This window comes from Octadecabacter antarcticus 307, from assembly GCF_000155675.2.
Taxonomy (GTDB): Bacteria; Pseudomonadota; Alphaproteobacteria; order Rhodobacterales; family Rhodobacteraceae; genus Octadecabacter; species Octadecabacter antarcticus.
This window is the reverse complement of sequence record NC_020907.1, coordinates 34888-53837: the sequence shown is the minus strand read 5'-3', so window position 1 is coordinate 53837 and position 18950 is coordinate 34888. Positions and strand designations below refer to the sequence as shown.

The 18950-nt window shown below is 52.9% G+C and carries 23 protein-coding genes and 2 pseudogenes; 10 read left to right on the top strand and 15 right to left on the bottom strand.

What is annotated here, in order from left to right:
* The first annotated feature begins 33 nt into the window (after positions 1-33).
* A complete protein-coding gene (locus OAN307_RS24870) occupies positions 34-633 on the top strand; it encodes a TetR/AcrR family transcriptional regulator (RefSeq protein WP_015493511.1) in 600 nt (199 codons plus the stop codon).
* A 39-nt stretch (positions 634-672) separates the two neighbouring features.
* Here the strand turns inward: OAN307_RS24870 and tnpC are convergent, their stop codons facing one another.
* The 6 genes from tnpC to yczE all read right to left on the bottom strand — a co-directional run bounded on the left by tnpC (position 673) and on the right by yczE (position 4001).
* Entirely contained in the window at positions 673-1503 is an 831-nt protein-coding gene (tnpC, locus tag OAN307_RS30850) for an IS66 family transposase (RefSeq protein ID WP_275450662.1), read from the bottom strand.
* A 20-nt stretch (positions 1504-1523) separates the two neighbouring features.
* Complete coding sequence (locus OAN307_RS30845; RefSeq protein ID WP_275450661.1) at positions 1524-2105, bottom strand: IS66 family transposase; 582 nt, start codon at positions 2103-2105, stop codon at positions 1524-1526.
* A complete protein-coding gene (locus tag OAN307_RS30595; protein ID WP_245541074.1) occupies positions 2096-2368 on the bottom strand; it encodes a hypothetical protein in 273 nt (90 codons plus the stop codon). Before OAN307_RS30595 ends, OAN307_RS30845 begins: the two co-directional genes overlap by 10 nt.
* A 112-nt stretch (positions 2369-2480) precedes the next feature.
* Positions 2481-2828 (bottom strand): IS66 family insertion sequence element accessory protein TnpB, encoded by a 348-nt coding sequence (gene tnpB / locus OAN307_RS24860; protein ID WP_015493510.1) that lies wholly within the window; start codon positions 2826-2828, stop codon positions 2481-2483.
* On the bottom strand, positions 2825-3187 hold the full coding sequence (locus OAN307_RS24855) for a transposase (protein WP_015493509.1): 363 nt from the start codon (positions 3185-3187) through the stop codon (positions 2825-2827). The genes tnpB and OAN307_RS24855 overlap by 4 nt, the downstream gene beginning before the upstream one ends.
* A 220-nt stretch (positions 3188-3407) precedes the next feature.
* A complete protein-coding gene (gene yczE, locus OAN307_RS24850; protein WP_456299436.1) occupies positions 3408-4001 on the bottom strand; it encodes a membrane protein YczE in 594 nt (197 codons plus the stop codon).
* Between the two features lie 304 nt (positions 4002-4305).
* Between yczE and OAN307_RS24845 the strand changes: the two genes are divergently transcribed.
* Both OAN307_RS24845 and OAN307_RS24840 read left to right on the top strand, forming a co-directional pair.
* Positions 4306-4911, top strand: a complete 606-nt coding sequence (locus tag OAN307_RS24845; protein WP_044045237.1) for a tyrosine-type recombinase/integrase — start codon at positions 4306-4308, stop codon at positions 4909-4911.
* Between the two features lie 3 nt (positions 4912-4914).
* Positions 4915-5130 (top strand): WGR domain-containing protein, encoded by a 216-nt coding sequence (locus tag OAN307_RS24840; RefSeq protein WP_044045236.1) that lies wholly within the window; start codon positions 4915-4917, stop codon positions 5128-5130.
* Between the two features lie 392 nt (positions 5131-5522).
* Here OAN307_RS24840 and OAN307_RS24835 read toward each other — a convergent pair whose 3' ends face one another.
* Together OAN307_RS24835 and OAN307_RS24830 are read right to left on the bottom strand one after the other, a co-directional pair.
* A complete protein-coding gene (locus OAN307_RS24835; RefSeq protein ID WP_015493505.1) occupies positions 5523-5825 on the bottom strand; it encodes an ABC transporter substrate-binding protein in 303 nt (100 codons plus the stop codon).
* Between the two features lie 996 nt (positions 5826-6821).
* A complete protein-coding gene (locus tag OAN307_RS24830; RefSeq protein ID WP_044045234.1) occupies positions 6822-7112 on the bottom strand; it encodes a hypothetical protein in 291 nt (96 codons plus the stop codon).
* 249 nt (positions 7113-7361) lie between these two features.
* On the opposite strand from OAN307_RS24830, the gene OAN307_RS24825 reads away from it, so the two are divergent.
* A complete protein-coding gene (locus OAN307_RS24825) occupies positions 7362-7640 on the top strand; it encodes a recombinase family protein (RefSeq protein WP_245541073.1) in 279 nt (92 codons plus the stop codon).
* Here OAN307_RS24825 and tnpA read toward each other — a convergent pair.
* Positions 7633-8034 (bottom strand): IS200/IS605 family transposase, encoded by a 402-nt coding sequence (gene tnpA, locus OAN307_RS24820; protein ID WP_044045268.1) that lies wholly within the window; start codon positions 8032-8034, stop codon positions 7633-7635. The two genes, OAN307_RS24825 and tnpA, sit on opposite strands and share 8 nt — an antisense overlap.
* Positions 8035-8263: 229 nt before the next feature.
* On the opposite strand from tnpA, the gene OAN307_RS24815 reads away from it, so the two are divergent.
* Positions 8264-9295 carry an enolase C-terminal domain-like protein gene (locus tag OAN307_RS24815; RefSeq protein ID WP_187292595.1) on the top strand — a complete coding sequence of 344 codons (1032 nt, stop codon included), beginning with the start codon at positions 8264-8266 and terminating at the stop codon, positions 9293-9295.
* Positions 9296-9302: 7 nt separating this feature from the next.
* On the opposite strand, the gene OAN307_RS24810 is transcribed toward OAN307_RS24815, so the two are convergent.
* Both OAN307_RS24810 and OAN307_RS24805 read right to left on the bottom strand, forming a co-directional pair.
* Complete coding sequence (locus tag OAN307_RS24810) at positions 9303-10412, bottom strand: AbrB family transcriptional regulator (protein WP_015493501.1); 1110 nt, start codon at positions 10410-10412, stop codon at positions 9303-9305.
* Positions 10413-10455: 43 nt separating this feature from the next.
* Positions 10456-11223 carry an SDR family NAD(P)-dependent oxidoreductase gene (locus OAN307_RS24805; RefSeq protein WP_144055775.1) on the bottom strand — a complete coding sequence of 256 codons (768 nt, stop codon included), beginning with the start codon at positions 11221-11223 and terminating at the stop codon, positions 10456-10458.
* 412 nt (positions 11224-11635) lie between these two features.
* Here OAN307_RS24805 and OAN307_RS24800 point away from each other — a divergent pair, with 412 nt between their 5' ends.
* From OAN307_RS24800 to OAN307_RS24785, 4 genes are all read left to right on the top strand, one after another.
* A complete protein-coding gene (locus OAN307_RS24800) occupies positions 11636-12628 on the top strand; it encodes a Bug family tripartite tricarboxylate transporter substrate binding protein (protein WP_015493499.1) in 993 nt (330 codons plus the stop codon).
* Positions 12629-12716: 88 nt separating this feature from the next.
* Positions 12717-13169 carry a tripartite tricarboxylate transporter TctB family protein gene (locus tag OAN307_RS25650; protein ID WP_015493498.1) on the top strand — a complete coding sequence of 151 codons (453 nt, stop codon included), beginning with the start codon at positions 12717-12719 and terminating at the stop codon, positions 13167-13169.
* A 39-nt stretch (positions 13170-13208) separates the two neighbouring features.
* On the top strand, positions 13209-14732 hold the full coding sequence (locus OAN307_RS24790; protein ID WP_015493497.1) for a tripartite tricarboxylate transporter permease: 1524 nt from the start codon (positions 13209-13211) through the stop codon (positions 14730-14732).
* A gap of 1 nt (position 14733) precedes the next feature.
* Positions 14734-15120: an Ldh family oxidoreductase gene (locus OAN307_RS24785; protein ID WP_051068147.1), complete on the top strand. Its 387-nt coding sequence runs from the start codon at positions 14734-14736 to the stop codon at positions 15118-15120.
* A 5-nt stretch (positions 15121-15125) separates the two neighbouring features.
* On the opposite strand, the gene OAN307_RS24780 is transcribed toward OAN307_RS24785, so the two are convergent.
* A complete protein-coding gene (locus tag OAN307_RS24780) occupies positions 15126-16085 on the bottom strand; it encodes an IS481 family transposase (RefSeq protein ID WP_044045259.1) in 960 nt (319 codons plus the stop codon).
* A 67-nt stretch (positions 16086-16152) separates the two neighbouring features.
* Here OAN307_RS24780 and OAN307_RS25645 point away from each other — a divergent pair.
* Positions 16153-16770 (top strand): annotated as a pseudogene (locus tag OAN307_RS25645) (Ldh family oxidoreductase).
* Between the two features lie 28 nt (positions 16771-16798).
* On the opposite strand, the pseudogene OAN307_RS24770 reads toward OAN307_RS25645, so the two are convergent.
* The 3 genes and pseudogenes from OAN307_RS24770 to OAN307_RS24760 all read right to left on the bottom strand — a co-directional run bounded on the left by OAN307_RS24770 (position 16799) and on the right by OAN307_RS24760 (position 18948).
* A pseudogene (locus tag OAN307_RS24770) lies at positions 16799-17623 on the bottom strand (IS5 family transposase).
* A gap of 75 nt (positions 17624-17698) precedes the next feature.
* Positions 17699-18166 (bottom strand): PaaI family thioesterase, encoded by a 468-nt coding sequence (locus tag OAN307_RS24765; protein WP_245541071.1) that lies wholly within the window; start codon positions 18164-18166, stop codon positions 17699-17701.
* The gene (locus OAN307_RS24760) at positions 18163-18948 is read right to left on the bottom strand and encodes an enoyl-CoA hydratase (protein WP_015493493.1); all 786 of its coding nucleotides are present in this window, start codon (positions 18946-18948) and stop codon (positions 18163-18165) included. Before OAN307_RS24760 ends, OAN307_RS24765 begins: the two co-directional genes overlap by 4 nt.
* Between the last annotated feature and the right edge of the window lie 2 nt (positions 18949-18950).

The following is an 18950-nucleotide window of genomic DNA, read 5'->3' as shown; positions in this document are numbered from 1 at the left end:
GGATGACTATTAGAAAAGAAAAAAGTCCGACCCATGGCAGAACAGCACACCAAAGCGCCCTATCATCACGGCAATCTTCGCGCACAACTTATTGAATCTGTGAGAGAATTAGTCGAATCGCACGGCCCTGACGGATTTTCAGTTTCTCAGGCCAGCCGTAAGGCGGGGGTAAGCTCTGCTGCGCCATACAAGCATTTTCGAGACAAACCACACATCCTTCACCACGTTGCCCTCGAAGGGATGCGCCGTCTGGGAGATCAAATGCGGGCGGCGCGCGATGATCCGGCAGCGCGCCATCCATCTGGCATTGATACCATCGGCCAAGCCTATATAAATTTTGCACGCGCCGAGCCAGGTGTGTTCCGACTGATGTTTGGCCTAACGAACGATCATGATAAACTCGAATCAAAGCAAGCAGGTGAGCAAACTTACGGCGTGCTGGTCGATAAAGTCGCAGAGTTTCTTGGTCGAGACGTCAATGACCTCGTCACTCAAAAACGGGCGCGTATGCTATGGACGTTCGTGCATGGTCACGCTTTTCTGGAAATCGACCAGAAGACAGGGACGCTCAAAGAGCATATAAATGAGCGGGACTATCTTTTAGAAATAACCCAGAAATTTCTGTCTGACTGATCTTTCGACATTGAGTGTAAGCATCAACGCTGTTCTTGATCAAGCTGCATCTTTTGCCTCGGCCTCGGCGTTCTTCGCATCAATCATGTCCTGATAGGCCCACGGCATGAGATCGTGGATACGGTTTGCTGGGTGGTCTTGGATGCGTTCGAGGACCCATGCAAGCCAGGCCTCGGGATTTACCTTGTTCATCTTGGCGGTCTCAATGAGCGTATATGCTATAGCGTCCGATTTACCGTCCGCCTCTGATCCCATGAAAAGATAGTTTTTGCGTCCAACGGCCACAGGGCGCACTGCGCGCTCAGCTATGTTGTTGTCCAGCTCAAGAAAGCCGTGATCGAGATAGGGCAGTGCCTTGGGCAGGCGCGCGAGCGCATATTTGATCGCCTTGGCCAGCGGCGTCTTGCTGGAGGTTTTACCCAGTTGTTCTTTGAACCAAACCTCTAGGTCGTCAAAGATCGGCTTGGCGTATTCCTGACGCAGGGCCACGCGTTCCGATGCTGGCAGGAACCGCGCTTGTGTCTCAACGTCGTAGAGCTTGCGAATACGCAGAACGGCTTCACCCGCCACAGGCAGCTTGACGCTTTCCCAAAGGGTGAAGAACTCACGCCGCACGTGCGCCATACAGGCCATCTCTTTAACCCGCCCCGTGCGGTATGCATCGTTATACCCTGCATAGGCATCCGCGTGGGCAAAGCCTTCATAAGTTGCCAGATGCTGGCTGGGATGTTCAGCCCCTCGGCTGGTGGAGAACTGATACCACACCGCAGGTGGTGCTCCGCTGGCCCAAGTGTCTTCTTTTCTGGCATAGACCCACAGCCGCGCGGTTTTGGTCTTGTTCTTTCCACGGCCATTACCCTTCTGGAGCAGCTTGACGGTTGTGTCGTCTATTACCCGACAGGCGATTGCTTCGCAATCTGCCGAGAGGGCATGAAGATCGCCTGCGCCTCAAACACATGATCGCGGATTGCGCCCGCCACGCGTTCCAGCAGCTTGGCGCATTTACCAACCCATCCCGCCATGAGCGACCCGCTCAGATCAATGCCCTCATTGGCAAACATCTGGCTCTGGCGATACAGCGGCAGGTGATACCCGTATTTGCAGCACAGGATGTGGGCCAGCAGGGCCGGACCAACAAAGCTCTTGGGGATGGGGCGGCTTGGCATCTCGGCTTGAACAACAGCCTCACAACAGGTGCAGGCCAGACGCGGGCGGGTAATCTGGTTCACAATGTAGTGGCCAAGCACATATTCCAGTTCTTCCAACACATCGGATCCCAGTACTTTGAAGCTCCCACCGCAATCGGTGCAGGCATCACTGGGGGTGATGGTCTTTTGGACTCGCTTGAGGTGTTTTGGGAAAGGTTTGCGCTTGCGTGGAGTACGCGGCGGCTTTGTACCTTCAACGTCAGATGACACATCTTCGGCTTCGGCCGCCTGTTCGATCTCAAGTTCTTCAAGGATCAACTCCAGCGCCAGCTGTGCGCTGCTTTCTGATTTTGATCCAAAGCGGTTTTTTTGCGTCCATGCAATTGCAGGCGCAGGTCAGCGATGATGGTATCTCGGTTCTGTATGGCGCGCGCATGGGCAGTGCGCTCGACACTCAGGGCGGCATTCAGAGATGCCACTTCTGATGCGACCCGCTTTTGTGTCGTCCCTTGAGACAGCGAGAGGCCCAGGAACTGCTTCTTCACATCCGACAACTCAGCCGCTTGCGCAGCAATAAAAGCCTGCACGTCGGGGGGGGCAAATCAGCCAGATTGGAAGGGGTGTTACTCATGCCATTCTCTACCAGATCAGGGGCCTCATGGGAATCCAAGAACAGCCAAACCACAACAAAACATAGCGTTATCCTACCTTGCTAGGTTGCCATTTTTTTTGCGGCATGCGCCAGTCTATGCCCTCCATCAGCATGGCGAGTTGTGCACGGCTTAAGCTGATCTTGCCCTCACGAGCAGCGGGCCACACAAATCGACCTCGCTCAAGGCGCTTGGTAAACAGGCATGCGCCCTGTCCATCCCACCATATGACTTTGATCTGATCGCCTCTACGACCTCGGAACAAAAACAGATGGCCCGAGTATGGATCACCTGCCAGAACTTGATCGGTTTGAGCTGCAAGTCCGTTGAACCCACGCCGCATATCCGTAACACCTGCCGCAAGCCAGATCTTCGCATCAGCCAAGACAGGGATCATGCAGCCAACCCTCGCGCCAGTTCCAGCACAAACCGGGCATCAACCCCGTCGCTCACGCTCAGCCTGCGCCCATTCTCAAGCGTTATCTCTATGCGCGGGGCTGGCAATATAACTGATCTAGGCGGCGCTGGCGCGTCCGGTTCATCCGCAACCTCAACAGGCGTGAACGCATCGATCGCTGAGCCGTCGGGCTGAAACCGTTCATCGCCGCGCCACGCATATATCTGGTTCGTTGGCACACCGTGGCGCTTCGACACTATAGGAACGCTCACGCCATACCCCCGGCTTTCCCCTACAAGCTGGCGTTTAAAATCATCCGTGTATTTGGAACCGCGCCCGCGCTGCCGTGTGTTCATCATCAAAATCCTCATATTGCGCCAGGCAAATCGCCAGCCTCGCGCAATATCGCACTTCAAATCATGCCAAAATAGAGGAGGTTCCCTGTATGCTTACCTAGAGATAGCCGCAAACAGAGAACCGTTTTTGGAAGAGCCTTAGGTTTTGGACTCATAACCAAAATATAACGGTTGCTGCGAGCATGAAGTCGGAGAGGAAGACCGTTGGGCTTTGCGACAGATGCTAATGCGCGCTACTGCGAAGTTGTAGAATTTGCATCCCAATCGCCATTGCTGGTCCAATTCCCAAGGCAAAGAAAACTGTGCCCAAGCCAAGCGTGCCACCCAAGGCCCAACCGATCGCGACAACGGTCAACTCAAGAATCATGCGCACGAGCGCGATGGGTTGATGTGTGACCGTCTGAAACCCGGTCATGAGGCCATCTCGGGGTCCAGGTCCTAAGTTAGCAACCAGATATATGGCTCCGCCAAATCCGGTTACCAACACACCCACTAAAGCCAGCAAGGCATTTGCAACATACGTCTCAAATGTTGGCAAAAAGGGCAGCACGTATTCCAACACCAAGGCTATGATGATCGCGTTCAGGATCGTTCCAATGCCAGGTGTTTGCTTAAGTGGAATCCACAAGACCAAGACGATTGCACTGATGACAAATGTAGCAAATCCCAAGCTCAAACCTGTGACATTGGTCACGCCTTCCGCGAACATAGTCCAGGGGCTCACGCCGACACCTGCGGTGACCAGTATTGCCTCTCCCAAGCCAAATACCACCAAGCCGAGGATGAGAAACGTGACTGATGCCAATGGCGGTTTCAATGTGAAAGCCTTTGGCGAGCTCCATCGAAGCTTTGGAACTGACGTGACCGAAAAGAAACTCAAAGGTATATCCAAGTCAAAAGTTAACTGAGTGGCAGTTGTGCCCGCGGAGACAATGCAGAGCAAGACCAACATTTGCAGAGACTGCGTGTGGAAAACATCCCTGACCAAGGGGGGAGCCGGCACTGCTAGTTAACACAATGAGTGATAGTGTTAAATAACACGCCACCGATCCACTATTTATCGAACAGATAAAGTTGTTTTTTACTTCTTTGCTTAACAGTCTTCGGATAAACTGTTAAATATGAGTGAAATGACCCTCTATGATCCTAAAGGAAACCGCCTGTACCTCAATGCTGAGGAGAGAGCAGCATTCTTGCATGTTGCGCGTCAACGACCCGCCCGCGACCGCACACTCTGCGAAACGCTGCACTATACTGGGTGCAGGCCGTCAGAGTTGATCGAGATCACCCCCGCCCGTATAGACCTCTCTGGTGGCGCTGTGACCATCAGGTCGCTCAAGAAGCGCAAGGACCGCTCTGGTGAGCAAAAGGCTGTCTACCGCGCAATTCCAGTGCCACCGGACTATCTTGACACCCTGAACATAGCACACGGCATCAGAGAAACGCAGAAATCACGCAAGCTGGCGCATGTACCGATCTGGGCGCTGTCCCGCGTTAGGGTCTGGCAGATCGTTAAAGATGTCATGATCGAGGCCAAAATTGTCGACGCTGGACACAGAAGTCCAAAAGGCTTGCGGCACGGGTTCGGTGTCAATGCCGTTGTGAAAGGTATTCCACTGCACATGCTACAAAAGTGGATGGGCCACGCGCAGCTTTCCACAACGACGATCTACGCAGATGCCATCGGCAAAGAAGAGCAGGACATCGCTGCCAAGATGTGGGGTTAACTGATGCATCTGACCAAGACAAACCCAGATGCTAACCTCTATCGGTATTATCATATGGATATTGTAAAAGGTCTCTTTGGAGACTGGGGGTTGGTGCGGGAATGGGGTCGGATCGGCAGCTCGGGGCAGTTACGCACTGATTGGTTTGAGACTGAGCATGATGCGAAAGGTGCCCGTTTTGCCCTTCACATGACTAAGGCGAAGCGGGGCTATGATTGACCACGACATACTCCACAAAATGTCAGCAACTCAGTTATTTTTGAACGGGGTTTGTGGTGGCGCAAAACAGGGCAGGGGAGACGCATATTCCACAAAGGAGAGCTTCTAAGTGTTCTTGGATAGCTTTAGGTTTTTACGTGACAAATTTACTAAGTAGATGGCAATCGTGCAATTGTTATGTCTCTTCCCGTCATTGCGCCACAGACCGAGCCTTTGAAGGGAAATTCAACAAAGCACTGGTCGCTGTTGCCCACCAATTAGGACTTAAAAAACCACATAATCCCAGAGAAAAGCCAGTTTGTGGATATCTAATCAACGACAATTATTGTGTTCAACAAACCACCCTTTCTGCGCGTGGACTAGGGGTTGGATTTTGACCCGATCGCACCGGCTCAAACCCAACCGACAATCAGAATTTCAGCGGCATCTGCTGGATTGTTGGCCGCGTATTCATAGCCTCGCTGGGCCGCCTGTACGAATGCGCGTGCTATTTCTGGGTTGGCGGCCAACCAAGTCCCATTGCAACCCAAGAAAGTCGTATCCTGGTCTGGAACGCCGTAATCGGCATATCGAAAGGCCCGTTGTGGACGGTCCAGCAAAGTCGAATTCACGCATTCCCATGTGCTGACTTCAAGCGTGAAATCAACTCGGCCATTGGCCAGTGCCTCATAAGCTGAAGTGCCTAGTGTGCCCAATCGCGTTGCGCCTGAGTCGTGGTGTCGCGTGTCGCCTAGGTTGTCTGACGCCGATGGACTCGGGATCAGGGTGGCAGGGTGTCAGGGTGTCAGGGTGTCAGGGTGCGCCAGACTGCGAAGCGTCGCCACATTGTCCGGTTGTCTGTTTCCAATAGAGAACCTATGCGTTTTCCTCACATCTGGCTTCGGGTCCTTCCCAGCGATTTTCAGCCGTCGCGGGGGGCGCAGAGCGCGACGTAGCAGACGTTTCTATTTGCTGCCTTAGACACTCATTGTTTGTACTGTTGGAGCGCCGCGCAAACGGTCTCGGGGGATGGTACTCTGGGATTTTTTGGGGGTCTTAGACGAGCGGGTTTTAGGTGGTGATCGGAGGGTCCGCCCCAGAGCCAGAAGCCCAATGTTTCCACTGCCGCTAGACAACGGGGGGTGGCACTAGGTCTATACCTCGTGACACACCTCGTGACACCCTTTTGCGTCATATAAATAAGGGGTTGTCACGAGGTGGTTCTAGTGGCTCTAGGGGGGTAGCTGTTTAGATTGTGAGAATAGAAAAGAAATAAAAGTACAGTATTTCAAGTTCCCCCACAGCCGCTACATAGCTACCCCCCTAGTGCCACTAGCCTCACCTAGTGCCACGGTCTGCCATCGCCCTTGTTTATATGACGCAAATGCTGTCACGAGGTCCTGTCACTAGGTATGTAGACCTCGTGACAAAATCGACCGAATTTTTTCGTTTTTCGTTTTTCGCGTTTCCGCGTCGGTTTGAATTGCGCTTTTCAATAATTTTCTCCACTACGAATAGACAACCGACGGTTCTCCACTGCCAGTAGAAAGATATTAGGAGTCGAGTCCTTTCACTTCGTGGGCCTCAAAAATCGCTCACAGGAGGTGTAATTAGGTGGTGACGTCGGGCACGAAAAAGCCCGCTACGGAGGTCCCGCGCGGGCTTAATAATGTCCGATCCAAGTGATAATGGAGAACCGTTTTTGGGGTCCTCTACTTTGGGGTCTCGTGACCTTCCGGTAAGGGCATCCACTCGTCGCCAGAGTTGGTCCCTATGCGGTAATACCGCCGCGTCCGCGTACCGTTTACCCGTATGAGTTTTGGCTTATAGAGGATGTCTATTTGCGCCAACGCGAGTCCCATTAGCGATTGCATCCGAGCGTCGTATTGTGTTTCGGGGCGACCCACCGCGTCGGTCCATGCCTCTTTTGCCGTAAACGTTGTCTTGATCACAGCTATGCGGCGTAGTTCCACGGTAAAATCAAAGCAATGACCGCTGTGCATTGAGGTGCAAATTTGATGATATTTGCAACAACTTGGGCTAATCATATAAACTGAGCCCTACATGTGGTGCGTATATCAGATGCAAAATTAATCCCACTGAATCAGGCTTTCAATATGCTTATCGATTACGCCAGAGTGTACAGTCAGGGATAATCCCTCGATCGTCAGATCAGTGCTTTGAATGCAGTCAAAGCCAATAAGATCTTCCGTGAAGTGGCATCTGGACGAACGATCAAAGCCTGACCTCAATTGGAACGTACCATTGATGCTTTGGGGGCAGGGGACGTATTACTCATCGCCGAATGGGATCGGGCCACCAGATCAATGATGGACGGGATAGGTATCATTCATCACGTTGCTGACCGATCCGCGACCGTCAAAGTATTGGACAAACCTTGGCTTGATCTGACGACCCCGGTGGGGAAAGGAGTCCTCGCGTTTCTATCTGCATTAGCGGAAGTAGAGTGGGAACGTATCACCCGTCGTGCAAGTGAAGGACTACCGGCTGAGGCCGGTAGTCTCATTTAGAGGAATGCAATTTCAGATACTGCGTGATGATGTCGTCAGTCACATTTCCAGAGGTGGGTGAGAAATATCCGCATGCCCAAAACCGCCTGCCCCAGTAGCGCTTGCACAGCTCAGGGAATTCCATCTCGATGCGGCGTGACGAGCGGCCCTTTACGAGTTGCATAAAGTTGGACAGGAACAGTTTTAGTGGAATTGACAGTAACATGTGCACATGACCGCCTCTTAGCACACCTTTCACGTCATGGACGCCTATTTCGGCACATGTTTGCATGATAATCTCGCGTATCCTCTCTCGCATCGCACCCTGCAATACCCTGTATCTATATTTTGTGACCCACACGACGTGAAATCTATGGTAAAATCGCGTGTGCACGGACGAGGAGTAAAGCGTGATCTTCTCTCCTGAATACTGAAACCATACTGCTAATGCGGGTTTCAATATTCAGGAGAGAAAATGAATTGAGTGATTTCAGCTGGAACATTTAACTGATCTTATTTGCTACTTCCACAGGCAGTGAGACATTGGGTAGAGTATTTTTATGTCAGAACAAAAGGCAGATCACATATACAGCGGCATCAGATGGCCGGTTTCTGTAGAGGCGAGCGTCCATAGGCCGGAAGCATTGGCCGATGATCCCGCGCCCTACGCCGGGCGCGACAGCTTTACGTTTGTGCATGTTCGCGTGCGTGACTCAGATGGCATGGTAGGCGATGGGTTTACTGGCAGGTTCCTTGCGCCCGAGGTGGCCAGTTTCCTTAACCGCGTTGGTGGCGAAATTAATGGGCAAGAAGGCGATGCCATTGCTGCCGCCATGCGTCGCTTTAATCCGCGGGGTATGACGGGAGTGGTCGTTTCGGCGTTGGGAGCGCTTGAAATTGCGCTGGTTGATTTGTGCGGACGCCGCACGGGCATTGCTGCATGGCGGATGTTGGGCGGCAAGCGCGACAACGCCCCCGTGCACGTGACGTGCGGCTTTCCCGCTCTGGATAACGGCGCCCTTGTTGCAGCCTGCGCTGCTGAGGTCGCGGCGGGTGCTGGCGGCATAAAGGTTTTGGTGGGCGCGCAGGGCCGCACGTTGGGTGAAGACGTTGCGCGGCTGACCCTCGTGCGTGAAGCAGTCGGAGAGGGCATTGACCTGATTGCAGATGCCAACTGCGCTTGGTCGCGCGAAACGGCGCAAGACATGGTGAGAGCGGTTGACGGATTATATCTGTCATGGCTCGAAGAACCTGTGCGCAACAATGACGCTGCCGATTTGGCAGCTTTGGTGGTAATGGGGGGTGTGCCTATCGGGGCCGGACAGATGGAACAAAGCAACAACCGTTTTGATCAGTTGATCGGGGCAGGGGTATCTATGATACAGCCCAATGCTGTTTTCACCGGTGGGTTCAATGCGGCGATCAACGCTGCGCAGCGGGCTATAGCTGCGAACCTGCAGGTGTCTCCGGCCGGAGGTTGGGACGCGATCAATCTACATTGGATGTGCGGCGCGATGAATAACGGCGCGGTTGAATTGCACCGCGCGCAGGCGCGCATCAGCCGCCTTTTGCGTCCTTCCCATGTACTGCGCAATGGAAGGCTGTGGATGTCAGATGCCGCTGGTCTTGGCCTTAACCTCGACGATAAAGAACTGGCGCGCTGTCGCGTCGGTTGACGTGGTTTTAATTTGGTGGGGGCTTGTGGGGCGGATCATCTGGCGTTTCCGTATTGGTTGGGCTTGCACCGAACACACGCGCCGCAACCGGTGCCCCGATGACGACCAGAAAAACGCGGCTAAGATGATGCACCACTACATAGCCGAGGTCAGCGCCGACAATGATGGCAAAAACCGTCATTTCGGCCTGACCCGCAGGTGCGAAAGCTAAAAACGCATCCACGGGCGGTACGGCCGCAATGAGTGTCGCGATTTCAGTGAAAATGAACGTCAAAATTGCGAGGATTATGACAAAAAATATACCAGCAGCCACGTCGCGCCGAATATCCGCCAACGTTACGCCCACATACCCCGCACCGAGTGCGATACCGATGAAGAACTGTGCCGTCAGTATCGCTTCGGCGGGGGGGCGGTAGTTAATAATGCCTGTTATAGACAGTGCCCCTGCCAAAATCATGGGGCCGATCATGGGGGCACCAAAAATTCTCAGACGTTTCGCAACGTGCCAGCCGATGATGGCGGTAAGGGCCATAATGACAAGCTCATAGGGCGGAATTTCGGATGCTGGTTGCCCGATGGGGTTTTTGATATCTGCGTCAAACACCTGCGTCAAAATGATGGGTGCGATAGTAATGATAATTAACAGTCGCGTCGCATGGATTAACGATAGCGCCCGAACGTCGCCGCCGGCTTCTTTGCCGAACATGACCATGTCCTGCAATCCACCGGGCATGGCGGCATACCATGCAGTAACGCCGTCAAACCGATAGACATAGCGAAAGAACGGAACGCCAAGCAGGGCGATGCACAGAACGAAAAGTGGGATCAAAGCAACCGACGCGGCCATTTTCGGTAGTTCCGAAATAACCTGTGGGGTGAGCGAAGCACCAATCGCCACCCCCAAAATTGTGCGCATCCATTGGCTAACGTTTCCCGCCGCGACCAGTGGCATCCCCGCCAGGGCCCCGATAACGCATGCGACCAGTGGACCAAACAAGAACGGTAAAGGAAAGTCAGCCCACCAGAAGATCACTGTGCCTGCCACCGCCAACGCGACCGTCAAGCCTTGTTTGCGCCACATGCTTCGCGCAAGCCATGAGCCCAATGTTGGCCGCATCACAGAAACCTTATGTTGATATTTAGGCCATGAACCAGGTTGGTCACGTCGTCTGCCCACCGTTCACCGCAATCATCTGGCCGCTAATGAACCGCGCTTCGGGAGAGGCTAAATATCCCGCCATGGACGCTATATCACACGATTGCCCCATCACACCTGTCGGGATGTTAGCGGCGCGGGCAGGGTCATCCTCGATAGCGGAATCTTTGCGGATTTGACCTGGTGAAATTGCGTTTACCGTGATCCCCTTTGATGCAAATTCGGTCGAAAGTGCTTTGGTCACACCCCAAATGCCGTGTTTGGCCACAGATATTGGCGCACCTTCATAATAGCCTTTAATGGCTTTCATCCCAGTGAAGTTAATAATCCGACCCCAGCCAGCATCGACCATACCGGGCATAAATGCTTGAGAGGTATGGAACACCGCCGTGAGTGCGACGTCGATCACGCTATGCCAGTCCTTGCCCGTCATTTCAAGGAAGGGCTTATGGGGTCGACGTGCGGCGTTGTTTACGACAATATCAATACGACCAAATTGCGACAGAGCTGTTTCGGCGATGTTTTTGATAGCGTCAGAACTGCCCATGTCCCCCATAGCCACGAGTGTCTTGACCCCCGCGGCCTCCACTTCGGCGGCGGTGTCTTCGACAAGTTTGGTGTTGGAGGATCCGTTGACGATGACATTACATCCCATTTGCGCAAAGCGCAGCGCGACAGCACGGCCAATGTTCTGCCCAGATCCCGATACAAAAGCTGTTTTACCTGTAAGTGACCGTTCGATCATTTGGCTATTCTCCTTCGACCACCCCATTTTTTGGTCGCGCATTGGGTGCGACGCGAGTCAGACATGGTAGAGCGCGTCCAACGAAATGAAGAAAGACCCCCGAAGGAAAATTGTCAATCGGTAGAAAAATGTTGACAATTGGCAGATAACATCATTTCTTTAACGTATAGGTAAGTGGTTTTTGCCGATTGAAGGGCCGTGTGGAGGCGGTTTTGCACATTTTCAGAAGGACAGCGGGAATTGTGGATGTGAAAAATACGTTTCAATAGATGATGGCAGACAACCAAACCTTAAGCGCACTTTAGTCGAAAGTGCTACACTATAAATGAAGGGATAAGGTGTAGCTACGGGCTCATTTCAAAGGAAGAAATATAGCTCGCACCAAAAGAACGGCACATTCAGAGATGCCAAAAAAGAGATCAACGGGAGGACCTCAAAAATGATCACACAATTTCAAATTACCAACTGGTTGCCAAGCAGCATGACGGCCACAATTGCGGCCTGCTCTATCGCACTTGCCGCACCTGCAATCGCACAGGATGCCTATCCGTCTGCCGACGAGACGCTGGACTGGACTATTGCGTTTGGCCCTGGTGGCGGCAACGATATTATGGCGCGTACCATTATCAACATTCTAACCAAATATGACCTGTATCCAGGTGATATTGCACCCGAAAACCGTGCCGGTGGATCCGGTGCAGTCGGTTGGGGTTATTTGTTTAGCCAAGACGGAGAGTCCTACGGAATTTCGACCACTTCGGGCAGCTTTGTGACAACACCGCTGCAGGCCGATACGCCTTGGCAGCCAGAAGACTTCACACCGGTCGCGCTTTTGGCGACAGATGACCTTGTTCTGGTCGTGAACGGAGATTCCAAAGTCCAAAACATCGATCAGTTCATTGAAATGGCCAAAGCCAACCCGATGAACATCGGTGGCACAGGCACTGTAAACGTTGATTTCATCGTGCCGTCTCTGTTTGCGCAGGCAGCTGGGTTTGAATTTGACTATGTGTCTTTCAATTCTATGGCAGACCAGACAACAGCCCTTTTGTCAGGTGCACTGGATTCGATGGTCAGTAACCCCGGCGAAGTCCTTGGCTTGATCGAGTCCGGTGAGCTGCGCCCTCTGGTGTATTCCGGTCAAAGCACGCCGGCTGCCTTAGGTGATGTCCCTACAATGGGCGACATCGGTTTCGACATCGGTGTGTCGATGCCTCGCGGCCTGATTCTTGCACCAAACGCCCCTAATGAAGTGCAGCAGTGGTGGATCGAAACGATGAAGCAAGTTGTCGAAACGCCTGAGTGGGCAACCTACATCGAATCCAACACGCTGACGCCGACTGTGATCTACGGCGAAGAGTTCCGTGATTTTCTAGTCAAAACGAAAAATGGCTTTGAAACGGTTCTGATCTCAATCGGTGCGATTGACTGAAAATGGCTTTAAAAAGACCGAAGGTTTCGGTCTGCTTCGGTCGCGCATTGTGCGCGGCCGGTTTTGACTTTTTCACCGGAGAACTAGAATGAGGCTCGCTTTTCTGCTGGTTGTTTTGGCTGGTGCGATATTTTATTCCTATGTCGCCTTCGTGGACCTGTCATTCATGACCCGTTCCGGCAGACTTGGCCCTGGTTTCTTCCCACGTATTGTTGGCAGTTTCATGGTAGTATTCGTCAGCTGGTCCATTTTGGACGCACTGCGGGAAGGGCAGGCATTTGTGGGCGAAGCACCTGACGGAGGTTGGACAGATACGGCCATTTTGATTGCACTTGCCGTTGGATATGCTGTCTTGTTGCGCCTCTTTGGCGGATTAATCGCGACGGTCATCTACCTTACGGTGACGCTGTCTTTGCTCAATCGCAGACGGTATTTGCTAAATTGCATTCTTGCGCTCACCGTTCCGGGTGGAGTCTATATTTTATTTGACACTGTGTTGAACGCGAATATGCCCCCTGCCCTTCTTGATCTGCCTTTCTGATATACCGCGCCGTGAAATTGACCCTCTGGAGTACAAATAATGGACATTTTTAGTGACCTCTTGATGGGGCTGGCGATTGCGGTAACACCAATCAATCTAATATATTTGTTGATTGGTGCGGCCCTCGGCATGGTGGTTGGGGTCATTCCAGGTTTCGGGCCATCTGCAGGTCTGGCAATCTTGTTGCCAATGACCTTCGGCATGGAGCCCACTAGTGCAATTGTGATGCTGGCGGCGATTTATTACGGGGCGATGTATGGCGGAACGATTACCTCTATCCTGCTCAACACACCTGGCGAAAGCGCAACGGTAGCCAGTACATTTGACGGGTTCCCGCTGGCCAAAAAAGGCCGTGCTGGTCCGGCATTGGTCATGCAGGCGGTGTCGTCGTTTGTTGGGGGTACAGTTGGCGTGATCCTGATCACGCTATTAGCGCCGATGTTCGCGCAGGTATCGCGCAGTTTTGGACCACCAGAATACTTTTTACTCGCACTTATGGGCATGTTGACGCTAATCGTGATGATCGGAGAAAACTGGCGGTTGGGGATTATCTCGGCGTTGATCGGTTTTGCACTTGGTACTGTCGGGGTCGATCTTGAGACGGGGCAGGGGCGTTACACTTTTGGATCCGCTGAGCTGATCGGTGGTATTTACTTTATCCCGATCGCTATCGGTCTGTTCGGCCTGGGAGAGCTGTTCTTCGCCTTTTACAAGGGGCTTCATCGCACTGGATCGGGCGGAATCGTCAATTACGAGAACGAGGAGCGGTTCTGGCCCACAAAATTGGACTTTATATCGACGCGCATGACAATGATACGTCATTCAATACTTGGGTTCATTGTCGGCGTTATACCGGGGGCAGGTGCAACCATTGCGTCCCTGATGGCGTATTCAACCGAACGCTCACTTTCGAAAAACTCCGAGAATTTTGGCAAAGGTGAAATGGCGGGCCTTGTTGCGCCTGAGACGGCCAATAACGCAGCGTCCTCTGGTGCGATGATTCCGCTGTTGACTCTGGGCATACCCGGATCGGCCTCGACGGCTGTATTGCTGGCTGCGTTCTTGATGTGGGGGTTGCGTCCAGGCCCATTGTTCATGGAGCAGAACCCGGAACTGGCATGGGGCCTTATTGCGTCAATGTATCTCGGTAATATAGCGCTTTTGGCGATCAGTATCTTTGCGATCCCGCTGTTCGTGCAGATTATCAAAGTGCCCTATCGCATCCTTGGGCCGACAGTTGTTGTAGTCTGCGCCCTTGGAACGTTCAGCGTTAATGCGTCGTTTGTAGAGCTTTACATCATGATTACAGCGGGAATTGTGGGGTTCTTCATGCGGCTTTACGGCTTTTCAGCTGCGGCACTTGTGCTTGCGCTGGTCCTCGGCCCCTTAGCCGAAGAAGCGTTGCGACAAACGCTGGCGATTTCGCGTGGCTCTTTCTCAATCTTCATTGAGCGGCCCGCATCGCTTTGGATTATCGGCGTGACGATTGTGCTGGTGGTGTTCCTACCGCTTTTGAACCGGTTTAGCTCGAAAGCTGACGCGGCAAAGAAATCTGGTATTTGACGTGACCATCAAGGTCGAAGATACACGCGGCCTTATTAAATTATGCTTTCGCCAACTCGGGGTAAGTGAGGAAGCCGCGAAAGCGACGACCGATGTGCTGGTGTTAACGGAAATGATGGGGATCACCACCCATGGACTAAGCCGAGTCGCGACCTATTGCGACCGTATTACTTCCGGTAGGATTGATCCTTATGCAGTAGCCAAGGTGCACGCACCAACTATTGCTCTGCGCCATATGGATGGATGCGGCGGCCTTTGTCCGCTTATTGCGATGCGGGCTCTAGAGGCAGGTCGCGACGCTGCGCGCAGGGCGGGTGTTGGTGCTGTTTTTGTGCGCGGTGGCACACATGTTGGCGCACTTGCGCCGTATCTCTGGTATGCAACGTAAGCAGGCTAGGTGTTCAGTCCCGGCATCTGGTGGATCGGATTTAAGATGAATCGATTTGGTTCAGAAGTCCATATCTTGCAAATGAATTCGTAAGGCGTGAGACCGCTGAGTGTCTTGAGGCGGCGCGCGTAATCGTAGGCGTCAAGGAAGTCGCTGAGATGGGTTCGAAGTTGTTCGTGGCTATCGTAGTGATACCGCTTGACGGTCGCTTCTTTGATCGTGCGGTTCATGCGCTCGACCTGACCGTTTGTCCAAGGGTGGTTTGGCTTGGTCAGGCGATGCTCAATGCCATTTGCCTCGCAAATCATGTCGAACCGCATGGACCGAGAATAGGCGGTGTTCCGGTTGCGAGGTTGCTCACAAAACTGGATGCCGTTGTCCGTCAATATTGTGTGGATCTTATACGGCACCACTTCCAACACAGCCTCTAGAAACTCCCAGGCCGTCTTGCGGTTTGCTTTGTCGACCAACTGCGCAACGGCGTATTTGCTGGTTCGGTCAATGGCTACAAAGAGATAGAGTTTACCTTCGTTCGTGCGCAGCTCTGCGATGTCTATGTGAAAATAGCCGATAGGATAGCGTTTGAACTTTTGCCGCTTGGGTTTGTTGCCCTCCATATCTGGCAAGCGGGATATCCCATTCCGTTGCAAACAACGATGCAATGAAGAACGCGTTAGATGCGGGATCGAAGGTTGCAGGGCATAGAGACAATCATCCAACGGCAATAGTGTATAACGCCGGAAAGCCACGACCATCGCTTCCTCTGAAGTGGTCAGGACTGTGGAGCTCGGCTCAGTGGGACCGGTCTTGCGATCTTCCAGAGTCTCGCGCTTGCGCCATTTGGCAACCGTTTTGACATTGATCCCAAGTTCTCGGCTCAGCGCCGCGGTTGTAGCTTGCGATCGCTGTATTTTTGCTCTGATAGCGTGCGTGGTCGTGGCGCAGCCATGACGTACTTGTCCCATAATGCTTCCTTCCATTCCAAAGAACAGATCGCACCATCAAACCATGGGATCAAACAGCTAGGCCGCGATTATTACAACTGCCACCGCTCCGATGATTGCGACAGCGGGTGGGCGTGAAGCCTTGATCGGCAACAACCCTGTCAGGATCGGCGTGCCACTGTCGGGCCGCGATCCAGTCCTCATGGATATTGCGTTGTCGATGGGTGCTCGTTCACGTGTCCGGGCTGCGCGCGATGAGGGCGATGCGATACCGCTGGATTAGGCGCTAGACGCGAAGGGTCAACCGACGCGGGACCCAGTGGCGGCGTTAAGCGGCATTTTGCAGGCGATTGGTGGAGCCAAGGGCGCGAACTTATCGATGTGTCTGGACTTGTTTCAAGGCAGATTGTCCGGCGGTGTTATATTGGGCAAAGTTGCAGATCAACACAAAGGTCCATCACGCCAGCAAGATCTGAGCCTGATGTTTTTGCTGGTCGATCCTAAGGCGCTAGAGGAGGTAAATAGCTCCGGAGAAACCATTGCGGATGCCTTGAAACAAATCGAAAACAATGAGCCCGCTGATCCTGCGGCGGCAGTGCGATTGCCCAATGCGCGGGCAGTGTCACAGATACGCAAATCAGAACGGGCCGGGCTTAGACTGTCCGCTCCGCTGTTAGCACAGTTGGAAAAACTGGCAGGCGCCTAAGAGTCTGATTCAAACTATTTGAGCGATTTTAGTTCCTTGCGAGATGTCTTGTGACGCGTCTAATGTGTGCGATGAGGATCCAAGCCTCTGCGCTCGCGATAGATTTTCCCCAATCTTTTGATAGGCGGCGACGTCGGTTCAGCCAAAGGAAGGTGCGTTCAACGACCCACCGGCGCGGCAGCACTTCAAAGCCCTCTGTAGTATCAGAGCGCTTGTTTATCTGGACGGTCCATCGGCCGAGGACTTTTAGTACGTGCCTCAATTTTGGCCCTGAGTATCCGCCGTCTGCAAATACATGCCGCAATGATAGATAACACGAGACGAAAGATTTCAACACATCGGGCGCGCCATCCCGATCCTGAATTCCGGCGCTATAAACCACAAGGCCCACCAACAATCCGACCGTGTCGGTGACGATATGGCGCTTGCGTCCTTTGATCTGTTTTCCCGTATCGTACCCTCTAACCCGACCACTTTCAGTTTTGTTCACGCTCTGAGTATCTATGACCCCGGCGGTTGGCTGGGCCTTACGGCCCTCGGCCAGACGCGCGACTTCCACCAGCTTACGGTTTATCTCATCCAACAAGCCACCATCGCGCCACGCGTAAAAATAACTCCGCACCGTCGAAACTGGCAGGAATTCATTGGGCAACATGCACCACTGGCAGCTGGTCGCTGCAATGTAGAGGATCGCGTCAAATACTTCGCGTAAACATGTCGTGCGAGGCCGGCCTGTTGTCTTGGGTGGCGGCATCGAAGGCGCTATCAACGCCCACTCTGCGTCGCTCATATCGCTGGCGTACTTATCGCTTTTTCAATCATGTTGGCGACGGGTGAGTTTAGTCCAGGCCATTGAGATCTCCATTCAGCTTCATAACAGAATAGAATTACAACCTATTGAACTCACTCAACTAGTTTAAATCAGGCTCTAAGGCATTTTCCACGTCGCGGTTGCGATGGTGGCTAGCTTGCCTTGCGCATCCCACAATCGACTTTCCATAAACGAAATAGAACTACCGCTCTTCAAAAACCGCCCTTCGCAGGTCGCACGACCTGTTACCACTGGCCTCATGAATTGCAATTTCATCTCAATGGTCGCGCCGGGACCTTGGGTTTTATTAACCAGATGCCCCATGGAAATATCCATCGCACAGGCCATCGCCCCACCGTGCAGCGATCCTTGTGGGTTGCGCAACATATCCGTCACCTCAAAGCTGACGCGGCAGGTGTCCTTGTCTGCGTCGGCGGCATCACCGGGCAGATATTCAAAGTCCAGCCCAAGAAAACGGGCCAGAAAGAATTTTTCAAACGCTTGCTCATGATCGTTCAACACAGTGTCAAAATGCGCCTGTGCAGCAGATTCATCGACCTTTTTGGGTATGTTGTTTCCCATCATGACCCGATAAAATTAGGAGTGCGTTTTTCCATGAAGGCTTTGCGCCCCTCTTTGTAGTCTTCGCTTTCAAAGCAGGCCTGAACCATACGCGCGCATTCATCGAGGTTGGTTTCGCTTTCAGAGGCAACAATCTGACTAACGATGTATTTGACGGAATCCACAGTCATCGGCGCATTGGATGCGATCATTTGTGCGGTCTCTTTAGCAACAGTTGCTACTTGGTCATCGGGCACCACCCGGTTGACCAGCCCCATGTCCTTGGCTTCGCTGGATGTGAACCGCCGCGCGGTAAAGAAAATCTCTTTGGCGAAGGACGGGCCGACCACATTGGCCAGTCGGTTGATCCCCTGATAGCCATAGCCTAGGCCCAGCTTGGCGGCAGGAACTGCAAATTGCGATCCATCACCGCAAATACGCAAATCACAACTGAGCGATAGAGCGACACCACCACCAATGCAGAATCCGTTGATCTGGGCAATGGTCGGCTTGGGGAACGCCTCAATAGCGTCATAGACGCGTTTTGTCGTCGCGTTGTAATGGGCCACTGACTCAACGCTGGAACGTTCGGTTTCGAATTTCGAAACATCGGCGCCGGATACAAAGGCTTTGCCACCCGCACCCGACAGGATGAGGATACGGACACTGTCATCATTGGCAAAACGTGTGGTGGCCGCTTCGACGGCTTCCCACATTTCAAGCGAAACGGCATTGCGCTTTTCGGGTTGGTTAAAAATGATACGAGCGATGTTGCCCGCTTGCTCGACAATGATTTTTTCAGTCATGG